Source organism: Microbacterium sp. LWO12-1.2 (assembly GCF_040675875.1).
GTDB lineage: Bacteria > Actinomycetota > Actinomycetes > Actinomycetales > Microbacteriaceae > Microbacterium.
Window position 1 is genome coordinate 1,361,212 of sequence record NZ_JBEGII010000001.1, and the last position, 13,888, is coordinate 1,375,099.

11 protein-coding genes are annotated in these 13,888 nt (G+C 67.8%); 6 read left to right on the forward strand and 5 right to left on the reverse strand.

The window, feature by feature from the left end:
* Positions 1-65: 65 nt before the first annotated feature.
* Genes MRBLWO12_RS06475 through MRBLWO12_RS06485 form a run of 3 tightly spaced genes read right to left on the reverse strand, consistent with a single transcriptional unit; the run spans position 66 to position 4,237 of the window.
* Entirely contained in the window at positions 66-1,697 is a 1,632-nt protein-coding gene (locus tag MRBLWO12_RS06475) for a GMC family oxidoreductase (protein ID WP_363553804.1), read from the reverse strand.
* Positions 1,681-2,601 (reverse strand): YegS/Rv2252/BmrU family lipid kinase, encoded by a 921-nt coding sequence (locus MRBLWO12_RS06480; protein WP_363553806.1) that lies wholly within the window; start codon positions 2,599-2,601, stop codon positions 1,681-1,683. The genes MRBLWO12_RS06475 and MRBLWO12_RS06480 overlap by 17 nt, the downstream gene beginning before the upstream one ends.
* A gap of 1 nt (position 2,602) precedes the next feature.
* The gene (locus MRBLWO12_RS06485) at positions 2,603-4,237 is read right to left on the reverse strand and encodes an FAD-binding oxidoreductase (protein ID WP_363553808.1); all 1,635 of its coding nucleotides are present in this window, start codon (positions 4,235-4,237) and stop codon (positions 2,603-2,605) included.
* Positions 4,238-4,257: 20 nt separating this feature from the next.
* On the opposite strand from MRBLWO12_RS06485, the gene MRBLWO12_RS06490 reads away from it, so the two are divergent.
* The 6 genes from MRBLWO12_RS06490 (at position 4,258) to MRBLWO12_RS06515 (ending at position 8,929) form a co-directional block, all read left to right on the forward strand.
* Entirely contained in the window at positions 4,258-4,854 is a 597-nt protein-coding gene (locus tag MRBLWO12_RS06490; protein ID WP_363553810.1) for a TetR/AcrR family transcriptional regulator, read from the forward strand.
* Positions 4,851-6,323 (forward strand): glycerol-3-phosphate dehydrogenase/oxidase, encoded by a 1,473-nt coding sequence (locus MRBLWO12_RS06495; RefSeq protein WP_363553812.1) that lies wholly within the window; start codon positions 4,851-4,853, stop codon positions 6,321-6,323. Before MRBLWO12_RS06490 ends, MRBLWO12_RS06495 begins: the two co-directional genes overlap by 4 nt.
* Before the next feature lie 91 nt (positions 6,324-6,414).
* Complete coding sequence (locus MRBLWO12_RS06500; RefSeq protein ID WP_363553814.1) at positions 6,415-7,110, forward strand: SPFH domain-containing protein; 696 nt, start codon at positions 6,415-6,417, stop codon at positions 7,108-7,110.
* A gap of 45 nt (positions 7,111-7,155) precedes the next feature.
* On the forward strand, positions 7,156-7,830 hold the full coding sequence (locus tag MRBLWO12_RS06505; protein ID WP_363553816.1) for a TetR/AcrR family transcriptional regulator: 675 nt from the start codon (positions 7,156-7,158) through the stop codon (positions 7,828-7,830).
* Positions 7,827-8,438 carry a hypothetical protein gene (locus MRBLWO12_RS06510; protein ID WP_363553818.1) on the forward strand — a complete coding sequence of 204 codons (612 nt, stop codon included), beginning with the start codon at positions 7,827-7,829 and terminating at the stop codon, positions 8,436-8,438. The genes MRBLWO12_RS06505 and MRBLWO12_RS06510 overlap by 4 nt, the downstream gene beginning before the upstream one ends.
* Positions 8,438-8,929: a hypothetical protein gene (locus tag MRBLWO12_RS06515; RefSeq protein ID WP_363553820.1), complete on the forward strand. Its 492-nt coding sequence runs from the start codon at positions 8,438-8,440 to the stop codon at positions 8,927-8,929. Before MRBLWO12_RS06510 ends, MRBLWO12_RS06515 begins: the two co-directional genes overlap by 1 nt.
* A gap of 6 nt (positions 8,930-8,935) precedes the next feature.
* Here MRBLWO12_RS06515 and dxs read toward each other — a convergent pair whose 3' ends face one another.
* Positions 8,936-10,876 (reverse strand): 1-deoxy-D-xylulose-5-phosphate synthase, encoded by a 1,941-nt coding sequence (gene dxs, locus MRBLWO12_RS06520; RefSeq protein ID WP_363553822.1) that lies wholly within the window; start codon positions 10,874-10,876, stop codon positions 8,936-8,938.
* Positions 10,877-11,032: 156 nt separating this feature from the next.
* Entirely contained in the window at positions 11,033-13,867 is a 2,835-nt protein-coding gene (locus MRBLWO12_RS06525) for an aconitate hydratase (RefSeq protein WP_363553824.1), read from the reverse strand.
* Positions 13,868-13,888 lie beyond the last annotated feature (21 nt).

Consider the following 13,888-nt stretch of genomic DNA (forward strand, 5'->3'; position numbering starts at 1 on the left):
CACAGCAGCAGAGAGGAGCCGGAGGGTGCGCGTCATGACGGGCGCCCTCCGGCTCTTTCGTGCGGTCAGAGCGACTCCTGCGCAGGCCGCTGATCCTCCGCACCGGCGTGCGGCCAGTGCGAGAGCGCGCGCTCTGCGAGTGCGGTGATCGTCAGCGACGGATTCACCCCGGGATTCGCGGGGACCGCGGCGCCGTCGACGACGTGCAGGCCGGGGTGACCCCACACCCGGTGATAGCGGTCGATCACGCCGGTCCGCGGTGAGGACGAGATCACGGCGCCGCCCAGGAAGTGAGCGGTCAACGGGATCCCGAACACCTCGGGCCATGACCCTCTGGCTGCCGAGGAAACCCCTCCGTCCGCCTGCATCCGTGCCGCGATCGCTGCGGCCGCGCGATGCGCCTGTGGCAGATGGCCCGGATTGGGCTCCCCGTGTCCCTGCGCACTGGTGAGACTCAGCCGTCCGAACCGACGGCGCAGCGACAGCGTGAGCGAATTGTCGGCCGTCTGCATCACGAGGGCGATGATGCCGCGTTCGCTCCAGCGTCGGAGCGTGCCGAGCCGCAGCTGTCGGATCGGCGCCCGCAGCGTCTGGGCGATCACGCTGCCCAGCCGTCGCCACAGTCCGCGGTCGCCGGGCACCATCACGGTCGCGAGTGCGCCCATCAGGTTCGAACCGGGACCGTAGCGGACGTTCTCGACGTGCGTCCGCTCGTCGATGTGGAACGACGTCGTGATCGCCACACCGCGCGCCAGCTCCAACGATTCCGGCACCGCGGTCGCGACGGCACCGTCCAGCGCCTCGGAGTTGGTACGCGTGAGTCGGCCGAGCGTCTCGGACACCCGCGGCAGGAGGCCTTCGTGCTTCATCCGATGCAGCAGCTGCTGAGTGCCCCACGTGCCTGCGGCCAGGACGACCTCTCGCGCCGTCACGGTTCTCTGATCGTGGCGCAGCCACGCTCCGCTGCGGCGAGTCGTGATCGCGAAGCCGCCGTCACGGAGTTCGCGGACCTCGGTCACGGTGCGGAGCGCTTCGATCACCACGCCGCGCTTCTCAGCCAAGGGGAGATAGTTCTTCATGAGCGTGTTCTTCGCGCCGACCCGGCAGCCGACCATGCAGTTCCCGCACAGCGTGCACCCCGTGCGATCGGGCCCCTCCCCGCCGAAGAACGGGTCTGCGACGCGCTCCCCCGGCTTGCCGAACCAGACACCGACCGGTGCATGCCGGAACGTCGCGCCGACACCGAGATCATCGGCGGCGCCCGCCATGATGCGTTCGACAGGTCCGGTGTGCGGGTAGTGCTCGACGACGCCGAGCATCCGCTTGGCCGTCGCATAGTGAGGTGCGAGCTCCTTCTCCCATTCCGCGATCGTGCGCCACTGCGGGTCTTCGAAGAACGCAGCTCCCGGCTGGTAGAGCGTATTGGCGTAGTTGAGCGATCCGCCGCCGACACCGGCGCCCGCCAGGATCATGACGTGCGGGAGACGGTGGATGCGCTGCACGCCGAAGCAACCCAGCGCTGGAGCCCACAGGTAGCGGCGCACATTCCAGCTCGTCGTGGCGAAGTCCTCGTCGGCGAACCGGCGCCCGGCCTCGTACACCCGCACGCGATAGCCTTTCTCGCGCAGCCGGAGCGCCGCGACCGAGCCGCCGAAACCGGACCCCACGATCACGACATCCTCATCGAAATCCGTCATCGCCCACTCCTTCCCCTGGCACCATCACCGCGAGAGCGCCCACGCGGAGCTCGATCGTGCACGGCCCCGTCCCCACTCGCTCGCCGTCGGCGTAGACGACCAGCTCCGGTGCCGCGACCTGGACGTGTCGCGCGCGTCGATGACTCACCTCTGGCCGTGCGAGATGTCGTCCCTGCAGCAGCAGGGGGAACAGCCGGATCAACCGCGACCGGGTCAGCGGTTGCACATGCACGATGTCGAGCATCCCGTCATCCGCGGCCGCTCCTGCACAGACAGGCATGCCGCCGCCGTAGCTCGCCGTGTTGCCGACTGCGATCAACGTGCCAGGGGCGTCGTGCAATGTCTCGCCGTCCACCGACACCTGAAAGGCGACAGGGCGGAGGCGGAAGAGCTCGATCACGAGTGCGAGGTAGTAGCGCAGGACGCCGCGCGGCCATCGCAGCCGATTGGTGCGGTCGCTCACCTTCGCGTCGAAACCGAGCGCGGCGACCGTGAGGAACAGTCGGGAACCGAGCTCGCTGCGCACCTCCCCGACGTCCACCACCCGCGGCTTTCCGTGCAGGGCGAGCGCCGCGGCCTCACCTGGATCGTCGCGCGGCAGCTGCAGTGCCCTCGCCAGGTCATTGCCCGTGCCGGCCGCAACCAGCACGACCGGAACGGGCTGCGCCACCACGGCAGGGAGGATGCCCGACAGCGTGCCGTCGCCACCGACGACGACGAGCACGGCAGGATCATCGCGGAGGGCCTGCGCCGCCAGCTGCGCCGTCTGGACGGCGGAGGTCCCCGCATAGCAGCGAACCTCAGCCCCTTCGTGGCGGAGCCTGGCGATGGCGATCTCCGCCGCATGGTCACCGCGCCCCTTGCCGGCGAAGGGGTTCGACAGCACGGCGATGTGCGTCCCCACGTCAGTCCGTTCGTCCGGTGCGCTCGATCGCGACCACCGCGCCCGGGTTGAGGATGCCATGCGGGTCGAGCTCCCGCTTGATCGCCGAGAGGATGCGCACACCCGTCTCGCCGATCTCCTGTGCCAGCCACGGGGCGTGATCACGTCCGACCGCATGGTGATGGCTGATCGTGCCGCCCGCCTCGAGGATGGCATCGTTCACCCTGGCTTTGACCTTCTCCCAGGCCGCGAGCTGATCGCCGCGCACGCCGGCGAGGATCGTGAAGTACAGCGAGGCGCCCGTGGGATACACGTGCGAGATGTGGCACATCACGTAGGACCTGGCGCCGGCCTCTGCGGCGAAACCCTCCCTGATCGCGCTCGTCACCGCATCACGCAAGCTGGAGAGCGCCGACCACACCGTCGCCGTCTCGAGGGTCTCGCAGAAGACACCGGCGTCGAGAAGCGAGTCGCGCAGGTATGGTCCGTCGAATCGCCCTTCGAGCCAGGCCTCCGCGTCGCTCTCGCCCGATGACGTCCCGCCGACCGCACGGAGGATCTCCGCCGTGCGCGAGCGTCGGTGCTCGATGTCATCGCCCTCATACACCGTGACGATACTCGCGCCCTTCGCCAGCACCTTGCCGATCTTGCCGAGCTGCGCCAGACTCACCGCGGTCTCCGCCTCATCCGAGAGACGGATCACGGTCGGACCGGCCGCGCTCTGCGCGACCCTCCGCAGCGCATCAGCGCCGGTCGTGAAGTCGGGGACAGACCAGGATTCGAGAATCCGCCGCTGCGGTACGGGGTGCACGCGGACTCTGACTTCTGTGATCACGCCGAAGATGCCCTCCGAGCCGAGGAACACGCGGATCAGGTCAGGCCCGGCTGCCGATCCGGGAGAACGTCCGAGTTCGAGGTCACCGGTCGGCGTGGCGATACGGATGCCGGTGACCATCGTGTCGAAACGGCCGTACCCTGCGGAGTTCTGTCCCGATGACCGGGCGGCGGCGAATCCGCCGATCGTGGCGTACCGGAAGCTCTGCGGGTAGTGCCCGAGCTCGAAGCCCTCCGCGTTGAGAAGAGCCTCGGCCTCCGGGCCTGTGGTGCCCGCGGCGAGCACGGCGTCTCCGCTCACCGGGTCGAGGGCGATCAATCCCGACAACCGGCCCAGATCGAGGCTCACGACCGCACGGTGCGCCCCCCTGTCCGGATCGAGTGCACCGACGACGCTCGTCCCTCCGCCGAACGGGATGACGGCGACGTCGAGTTCCACGGCGGCCGCGAGCACGGCGCTCACCTCATCGTGCGTGCCAGGGCGCAGCACGGCATCCGGTACCCGCTGCTCAGGAGCACGCCGACGGAGAAGGTCCGGGGTGGATCGGCCGCCGGCGTGGCGGATGCGCGCCTCGTGCGTCACATCCACATGCTCGGGGCCCACCGTGCGTCCGAAGGCCGCCAGATCTTCTGCGGTGAGCGTGGACGGAGCGACGATCACGTCCATGAGCTCGACGGCGTCGGCGGGGCGTCTCGTCCTGCCGAGCAGGAGCGGCAACAGCGCGCGAACGGCCAGTGGAAGATCCTTCGCGTGTGCGGGGTCTCCCCAGCCGTTCCATCTCATCGGCCGATCGCCATCGATCCTGCCGCTTTCTCGATCCATGCGTTACAGTGTGACACATCATGGAAGAACGTCAACTGGTCGAGACTCCGTTCGGACAGCCCGACGCCACGCGGGAGAAAATCCTGGATGCGGCTGACGTCCTCATCCGGCGTCGAGGGATTCATGGCGTGACGATCGCCGAGCTCGCCAGACGCTCAGCCCTCAGCCGCCCCACGATCTACCGCAACTGGAGCGATGCCGACGACGTCGTCAGGTCCGCGCTCCTGCGCCGGGTGTCACGGATCCTGGAGGCCTTCCCCGATCCCGCGCAGACGCGCTCCCGCTTGGTCGACGACGTGCTGCGGTTCACCGCACTCTTCCGCACCGATGCCGTCTACGCCCGACTGCTCGATGACGAACCTGAGGCATTCACGCGCTACACGCTGCAACGCGTCGGATCCAGTCAGCGCCTGATACTCCGATGGCTCGAAGCGGCGATCAGCGCCGCGCAGGGAGACGATTCGGTCCGCCCCGGCGATCCTGCACACATGTCGGTCATGCTGCTCCTGGTCGCACAGTCCGCGGTGCTCTCGCACGGCACCGTCGCCGAGCTGATCGACGACGATGCGTGGGAACACGAGCTCCGCGCAGCAATCGACGGACTGCTCCGGCCATGATCGCCCCGGGAGCCGCGCTCAATGCCGAGCGGCGGCGCGTCGAGATCGCACGGTCGGCCGAAGAGACCGTCGACGTGCTCGTCGTGGGAGGAGGGATCACCGGCGCCGGGGTCGTGCTCGACGCCGCCGCACGCGGTCTACGGGTCACTCTGATCGAGGCGGAGGATCTCGCCTTCGGCACCAGTCGGTTCAGCTCGAAGCTCGTGCACGGCGGTCTGCGCTACCTCGCGACGGGAGACTTCGCCACCGCACGCGAGAGTGCGATCGAGCGCCATCATCTGATGAGCACGATCGCTCCTCATCTCATCCATCCGCTGGCACAGGTTCTCCCCTTCAGCCCGAGCGTGAGCATCCGGCAACGGGCTGCGGGCGCCGTCGGCATGACGATGGGCGACCTGCTCCGCATGCATGCCCGCACGCGCCGCAGCGTGCTTCCTGGGCCACGACCCGTATCGCCCCGCACCGTCCTCCGCCTCACCCCCGCGGTGGCTCCTCGAGGGCTCCGTGGCGGCATGCTCTCGTTCGACGGCCAGCTCATCGACGACGCGCGTCTCGTGGTGGCGGTCGCGAGAACCGCGGCGGGCCTGGGCGCCCGCATCCTGACACGCGTGCGCGCCCTCGCGCTCCGATCGGACGGCGCCTCTGTCGAAGACGCGATCACGGGCGAGCGATGGGAGCTGCGGGCGCGCAGTGTCGTGAACGCGACGGGCGTGTGGGCCGGCACCCTCGACCCGTCGATCACGGTGCGACCCAGCCGAGGCACGCACATCGTGCTGGATGCCGCCCAGTTGGGCAACCCGCGAGCGGCGCTCACGATCCCGCTGGAAGGGTCGATCAGCCGTTACATCTTCGCCCTGCCGCAGCAGCTCGGCCGTGTGATCGTCGGGCTCACGGATGAAGACGCGCCCGGCCCGATCCCGCGCGTCGCCGAGCCGTCGGAGGGCGAGATCTCGTTCCTGCTCGCGAACGTGAACCGCGTCCTCGCGAACCCGGTCCGGCGCGACCAGGTGCGGGGCGCCTTCGCCGGCCTGCGCCCCTTGGTCGACAGCGATACCGCGTCGACGGCCGACGTGTCTCGCCGTCATCTCGTCGCCACGTCGGAGGCGGGGTTCGTGACCGTGCTGGGCGGCAAGCTCACGACTTATCGACGCATGGCCGAGGACGCAGTCGATCGTGTGCTGACCGCTCGCGGAATCTCGGCCCCTCCGAGCCGCACCACGACGCTCCCGCTGGTACGCGACGGCGATGTCGACACCCGATCCCCGCATGCCGACGCGCGCGCTCTCGTGGCGGACGGAATCCCCGTGACCCGCGCGGCCGTGGAGTTCGCGGTGCGCGAGGAACTCGCGCTGACGGCGGAGGACGTGCTGGATCGGCGCACCCGGATCGGCCTGGTCCCGGCCGACCGGGCGCGGGCCGCGCCTGTCATCGAGGAGATCGTGGCGGAGACACTCGACGGGCTTCTCTGACGTTCCTCAGGAACCACGCACGAAATCCGGGTGAACATCCGGTGCGAAGCGCCTCTACAGCGCCTCGGTGCCGCCCTCAGCGGTGCAGAGTATGAGCGTGGACGCGATCTTCAGCATGTTCGGCGGCGGGGCGATGGGCGGTCTGGTCAAGACGGGGACGGCAGTGCTCACCGTCCTGCTGGTCATACCGGCACTTCTGAAACTCTTCATCATCACGGTGGACGAGGGGTGGGCGGCGATCCGCACCCGCAACGGCAAACCGATCATCCGCCGCGCCCGTCTCGGCAAGCCCGGCGCCCCCGGCGTCGGCGAGGTCGTGGTGCTCGCGCCCGGATCCCACGGCGCCTTCCCGCTCTTCTACTGGTACAAGCTCATCGACGTACGTTGCCGGGCGACCGACCTCCCAGCCCGTCAGCTCACGGGCGCCAGCGGTCACCAGCACCTCGTGCACGCCTCGTTCGAGTGGCGGCCGCTCGCGTCGGGACGCGACCTCCGGGTGTTCGAGCTCGACGTCGTCAACGTCACCGAGCGGGCCGCGAACATCATCTCGGCATCGCTACGCGACGTCATCCGCTCGTTGGACGGAGCAGAACTCCCCCACAATGACGTGCTCAGCGTGCAGGTTCTCGCCGCGTGCAACGAGAAGGTCATCGCGGCATGCGGCGTCGAAGTGGTCAACGTGATGATCACCGGCGACGCGCTGACCGACGGATACCTGCTGTCCCAGGCACTGCTGGCCGCGGACTCTGCTCCCCAGGCGGTCGCCGCTCTGCACGCACTCAACTGATCTGCGGCCTGCCGCGCCACGTCGCGCGGGTGTAGTGTTTTGAACATGTTCGAAAATGACGCTCCCGAGTCGAAGAGCACCCGAACCCGCAACCGGATCAGCGCTGCTGCCATCGAGTCGTTCATCGAACGCGGCTACGCCGACACGACCATGCGGCTCATCGCCGAGAAGGCCGACGTCTCGGTCGGGAACGCCTACTACTACTTCCCCTCGAAGAATCACCTCGTCCAAGACCTCTACGTGCGCGTGCAGCGCGAACACGCCGAGACCGCACACGGTCTCCTCGCCGAACAGCGCGGCCTCGTCGATCGACTGCGAATCGTGTTCGAGACCGGCCTGGCCGCGTTGATCCCCTACCAGAGCAGTGCCCCTGGATTCCTCAGCGCGATGATCGCGCCCGACTCGCCCATCAACCCGTTGTCCGCCGAGTCCGAGCCGGCACGAGACATGACGGTCGCGTTGTTCCGCGAGGCCGTCGAAGGTGCTCAGCATCGCCTTCCCGCCGACATCGCCGAGTTGCTTCCCCAGGCGCTGTTCGTGTCCTACCTCGCACTGGTTCTGCGCTGGACCTACGACGGGTCACCGGACCAGGAGAAGACCACGCAGATGCTGGATGCCGGACTCCGCCTGCTCGCCATCGCCCTCCCGTTCGTGCGGATGCCGGGGGTCCACGGCACCATGCGGGAACTCCTGCGTCTCGTCACCGAGGTGCGCTCATGAGCGGCTTCGCATCCTCGCCAGTGCGGAGCACCGAGAAGCCCATGGCGTTCACGAATGACGAGTTCCTGCGCGGCGGCATCACCGCCTGGCTGGTGTTCATGGCGCTGCTGGTCTGCGGCGAGGCCGTGCATCTGAACTTGATGATGGCACCGGGGTCGGGTTTCTCCGTGCCAGAGCACGCTATGGCACTTCTGCTCAGCGTGTTCGGGGTTGCACTGATCGCGGCCTTCGTCTCCGGGGTCGCGCTGCCGGTCGGACTCGCCCTCGTGCTGCCCGTCGCGCGCGCCATGTCCAGGGTGCGCTCCATCGCCGTGCATCTCGCGCTCTACGTCGCACTCGGTCTCGCCGTTGCGGGGGCGTACGTCGCGGCATGCACCCGCGGTCAACTCTCCCTCTCCTTCCCCCTCTCCGCATGGGACTACTTCCTCATCATTCCTGCTGCGTCCGCACTGTCGGCCATCCCGATCGCCTGGTGGTGGACGGCCCGACGTGCGCTTCGGATCGATGCCGGCCTCATCGCGCCCCGACGGCGCCGAGCAGACCCGGATGCCGCCTACGAGGACCGCGTTGCAGCGACCGACCAGAGCGACGTCTCGGGGGAATCGTGATGTCCGATCCCGTGGTGGCAGCGACACGCCAGCCCCGCATGCGCTTCACCCGCCGGGAGTTTTGGCGCGGAGCCTGGAGCGCGTGGGTGATCTTCCTGATGTTCCTCACTGGTGCGCTGGTCACCACAGGCATCATCCAGTCGGGGTATCCCTGGGGCAGCGCACTCTCGTCGGTGCTGCTGTACCTCGTATACGGCATCCCGTTCGGCGGAGCGGTGTCACTGCTCGTGATGCTGGCAGGCTCACCGCTCGCGTGGGGGCTTGGCCGCCTGCTCGCGCCCACGGATCACGTCGCCGCCCACCTGCTCGCCTTCGCCGGGTTGGGCGCCACCATCGGGGCGGCGGTCTCGGCAACGGGCATCATCGGGCAGCCACCCGCGACATACGTCGCCGTGGTCGTCGCCGCCTGCGCACTCTCCGTCACAGGCGGCTGGTACTGGACGTTCTGGCGCTCCAGGCGCGAGGAGTGGCCTCCCCGCCCCACCGCATGACGCGGTTCAGCTGCGCTCGTGGAGCGGCAGGTCGATCGCCCCGGTCTCCCCCGCATTCCGCGCGAACGGGATGCGTGTGCCCAGCACCTGGGCCACGATGTCCTGGGCGATCTTCGACGCCGTCAGACCCGCGTCCTCCAGGATCTGCTCGCGCGACGCGTGATCGATGAACTCATCCGGCAGGCCGAGCTCGTCCACGGCGGTGTCGATGCCCGCTTCACGGAGCACCTGACGCACGCGCGTGCCGATTCCGCCGACGCGGATACCGTCCTCGAGTGTGATCACCAGTCGGTGCCGTGCAGCCAGCGCGGAGACGGATGGCTGCACAGGGATCGCCCACCGCGGGTCGATTACCGTCGCGCCGATGCCCTGTGCCCGCAGGCGCTCTGCCACGTCCATGGCCAACGTCGCGAACGGTCCGATGGCGACGATCAGCACGTCCTCGGACTCGCCGCGCGCGAGCACGTCCACGCCATCGTGAAGCCGTTCGATCGCGGGAAGGTCCTCCGCGACGCTGCCCTTGGGGAAGCGGATCACAGTCGGTGCATTGTCCACCGCGACGGCTTCATCCAGCGCTTCGGTCAATCGGGCGCCGTCACGCGGAGCAGCGATGCGGATGTGCGGAACGATCTGCAGCATCGCGAGATCCCACATGCCGTGGTGGCTCGGGCCGTCCGGCCCGGTCACCCCCGCACGATCCAGTACGAAGGTCACGCCCGCGCGGTGCAGAGCGACATCCATCAGCACCTGGTCGAACGCGCGGCCCATGAACGTGGCATAGACCGCGACAACGGGGTGCAGCCCGCCGAACGCGAGACCTGCCGCTGAGGCCACCGCATGCTGTTCGGCGATACCCACGTCATACACACGGTCGGGGAAACGCTCAGCGAAACGCGCGAGACCGGTCGGCCGGAGCATGGCCGCCGTCATCGCGATCACGTCATCGCGGCGTCCGCCCACGTCGACGAGCGCATCGGAGAACACGTCGGTCCATCCACGGCCGCCGGAGGACAGCGTCTCTCCCGTGACCGGGTCGATGCGTCCGACGGCATGGAACTGATCCGCGTCATCGTCACGAGCCGGCTGGTAGCCGCGGCCCTTCTCCGTGATCGCGTGCACGATCACAGGTGCCCCGTAGGACTTCGCGAGTTCGAGCGTCTCGAGGAGCGCGGGGAGATCGTGTCCGTCGACCGGGCCGAGGTACTTGATGTCGAGGTTGGAGTACAGCGCTTCATTGTTCGTGAAACGCGAGAGGAAGCCGTGCGTGCCGCCACGTACACCGCGGAAGACCGCACGCCCCACGGGGCCGAACGCGCGGAACAGCCGGTCGGACTTGTGGTGCAGATCCTTGTAGGCGGCAGCCGTTCGCACCCGGTTCAGGTACCGGGACATGCCGCCGATCGTCGGCGCGTAGGAGCGACCGTTGTCGTTCACGACGATGACGAGGTTGCGGTCGTTATCGTCGGAGATGTTGTTCAGCGCCTCCCACGTCATGCCGCCGGTGAGTGCGCCGTCGCCCACGACGGCGACCACATGACGATCCGCTCGCCCCGTGGCGGTGAGTGCGCGGGAGACGCCATCCGCCCAGCTCAGGGAGCTGGAGGCGTGGGACGACTCGACCACGTCGTGAGGGCTCTCGCGCCGCTGCGGGTAGCCGGCGAGACCACCGCGTACGCGCAGGTCGGAGAAGTCCTGCCTACCCGTCAGGAGCTTGTGCACGTACGACTGGTGCCCGGTGTCGAAGATGAACGGATCATCCGGAGAGGAGAAGACACGGTGCAGCGCGATCGTGAGCTCGACGACGCCGAGGTTGGGGCCCAGATGCCCGCCGGTGCGGGACACATTCTCGACCAGGAACTCACGGATCTCTGCGGCGAGTTCGACCAGTTGATCTGCGGACAACGCGTCCAGATCTCTGGGTCCTGAGATGCTCGGAAGAATGGGCATCTGCGCCTCCTCACAGGCTCCGTGGAAGCGCTCGCGCGGGGTGCGAACGCCGTCACGATCCTATCGCGCTCCCCCGTGAATCCTCGGAGAGGACGGCACCCTTGACACGACGAAAGGGGCCCGGGATTATGTCCCGGACCCCTTTCGAGCGATGCGTCAGACCAGCGAACGCAGCACGTACTGCAGGATGCCGCCGTTGCGGTAGTAGTCCGCCTCGCCGGGGGTGTCGATGCGGACGACCGCGTCGAACTCCACGACCTGCTTGCCCTCTGGCGAGTTCTCGCTCGGGGTGGCGGTCACGCGGACCGTCTTCGGCGTGACACCGTTGTTGAGCTCCTCGAGGCCCGAGATCGAGACGATCTCCGTGCCGTCGAGACCCAGCGACTCCCAGCTCTGTCCTGCGGGGAACTGCAGCGGGACGACGCCCATTCCGATCAGGTTCGAGCGGTGGATCCGCTCGAAGCTCTCGGTGATGACCGCCTTGACGCCCAGAAGGCTCGTGCCCTTGGCCGCCCAGTCGCGCGACGAGCCGGAGCCGTACTCCTTGCCACCGAAGATGACGAGGGGCGTGCCCTGCTCCTGGTAGTTCATGCTCGCGTCGTAGATGTACGACTGCGGACCGCCGGGAAGGGTGAAGTCGCGCGTGAAGCCACCCTCGATGACCTGGCCGTCGTTGACCGCCGAGACCATGACGTTCTTCAGACGGATGTTCGCGAACGTGCCGCGGATCATCACCTCGTGGTTGCCACGACGCGAGCCGAAGGAGTTGAAGTCCTTGCGGTCCACACCGTGCTCGGTGAGGTACTGGGCCGCGGGCGTGCCCGGCTTGATGTTTCCGGCCGGCGAGATGTGGTCGGTGGTGACCGAGTCGCCGAGCGTCGCCATCACACGGGCACCCTGGATGTCGCGCACCGGGGTGAGCTCCATCGTCATGCCGTCGAAGTACGGCGCCTTGCGCACGTAGGTCGAGTTCTCGTCCCACTGGAAGATCGCGTCATCCGGGGTCGGCAGGCTCTTCCAGCGCTCGTCACCGTCGAAGACGGTCGCGTACTGCTTGATGAACTGCTCACGGGAGATCGAGGAATCGACCAGCTCCTGCACCTCGGCCGGGGTGGGCCAGATGTCCTTCAGGAACACGTCCTCGCCATCGGTGCCCTTGCCCAGCGCGTCGTTCTCGAAGTCGAAGTGCATCGACCCGGCCAGCGCGTAGGCGATGACCAGCGGCGGGCTGGCGAGGTAGTTCATCTTCACGTCGGGGCTGATACGACCCTCGAAGTTGCGGTTTCCGGAGAGGACGGCGGTGACCGCGAGGTCGTGCGAGTTGATCGCCTCCGACACCTCTTCGATCAGCGGACCCGAGTTGCCGATGCAGATCGTGCAGCCGTAGCCGACCGTGTAGAACCCGAGACCCTCGAGGTCCTTGTCGAGCCCTGACTTCTCGTAGTAGTCGGTGACGACCTTCGAGCCGGGGCCGAGCGTGGTCTTGACCCACGGCTTCTGCTTCAGGCCCTTCTGCAGCGCCTTGCGTGCCACGAGACCGGCGGCGATCATCACCGACGGGTTCGAGGTGTTGGTGCACGAGGTGATCGCAGCGAGCGTGACAGCACCGTTGTCGAGGATGTAGTTCTCCCCCGACGGCGTGGTCACCGGCACGGGCTTGGACGCGTTCGCCGGAGCACCGCTGTTGATGTGCACGGGACGCGTGGTCGGCTCCTCGTCGCCGGGCGCCTGACCAGGGTCGGATGCGGGGAACGAGTGCTTCGACTCGAGGTCGACGATCGAATCCGAGGTGGACGGCGAGGCATAGCTCAGGATGTCCTGCTCGAACTGCGACTTCGCCTCGGAGAGGAGGATACGGTCCTGCGGACGCTTCGGGCCGGCGATCGACGGAACGACGGTGCCGAGGTCGAGCTCGAGGTACTCGCTGAACGTGGGCTCGTGGGCGGCGTCGTGCCAGAGCTTCTGCTCCTTGGCGTACGCCTCGACGAGCGCGACGGCCTCTTCGCTGCGACCGGTGAGGCGCAGGTAGTCGAGCGTGACGTCGTCGATCGGGAAGATCGCTGCCGTCGACCCGAACTCGGGGCTCATGTTGCCGATCGTGGCACGGTTCGCGAGCGGCACCGATGCCACGCCCTCGCCGTAGAACTCGACGAACTTGCCGACGACGCCGTGCTTGCGCAGCAGGTCGGTGATCGTGAGCACGACGTCGGTCGCCGTGACGCCGGCGGGAATCTCGCCGCTCAGCTTGAAGCCGACGACGCGCGGGATGAGCATCGACACGGGCTGGCCGAGCATCGCGGCCTCAGCCTCGATACCGCCGACGCCCCAGCCCAGCACGCCGAGACCGTTGACCATGGTGGTGTGCGAGTCGGTGCCGACGCAGGTGTCGGGGTAGGCGCGCAGCACACCGTTCACGTCGCGGTCGTAGATGACCTTGGCGAGGTGCTCGATGTTCACCTGGTGCACGATGCCGGTTCCCGGAGGAACGACCTTGAAGTCGCTGAACGCGGTCTGGCCCCAACGCAGGAACTGGTACCGCTCCCCGTTGCGCTCGTACTCGATCTCGACGTTGCGCTCGAGAGCATTCTCCGAGCCGAAGAGGTCGGCGATCACCGAGTGGTCGATGACCATCTCGGCGGGCGAGAGCGGGTTGATCTTGTTCGCATCGCCACCGAGAGCGGTGACGGCCTCGCGCATGGTGGCGAGGTCGACGATGCAGGGCACACCGGTGAAGTCCTGCATGACCACGCGCGCCGGCGTGAACTGGATCTCGGTGTTCGGCTCCGCCGACGCATCCCAAGAGCCCAGGGCCTCGATCTGCGCCTTCGTCACATTCGCGCCGTCCTCGGTGCGAAGGAGATTCTCCAGCAGCACCTTGAGGCTGAAGGGAAGCTTTTCGAAACCGGGCACCGTGTCGATGCGGAAGATCTCATAGTCGGTGCTGCCGACTGTCAGGGTGCTCTGGGCACCGAAGCTGTTCACCGTGGACACGATTCCGTCTCCTTCTGATCT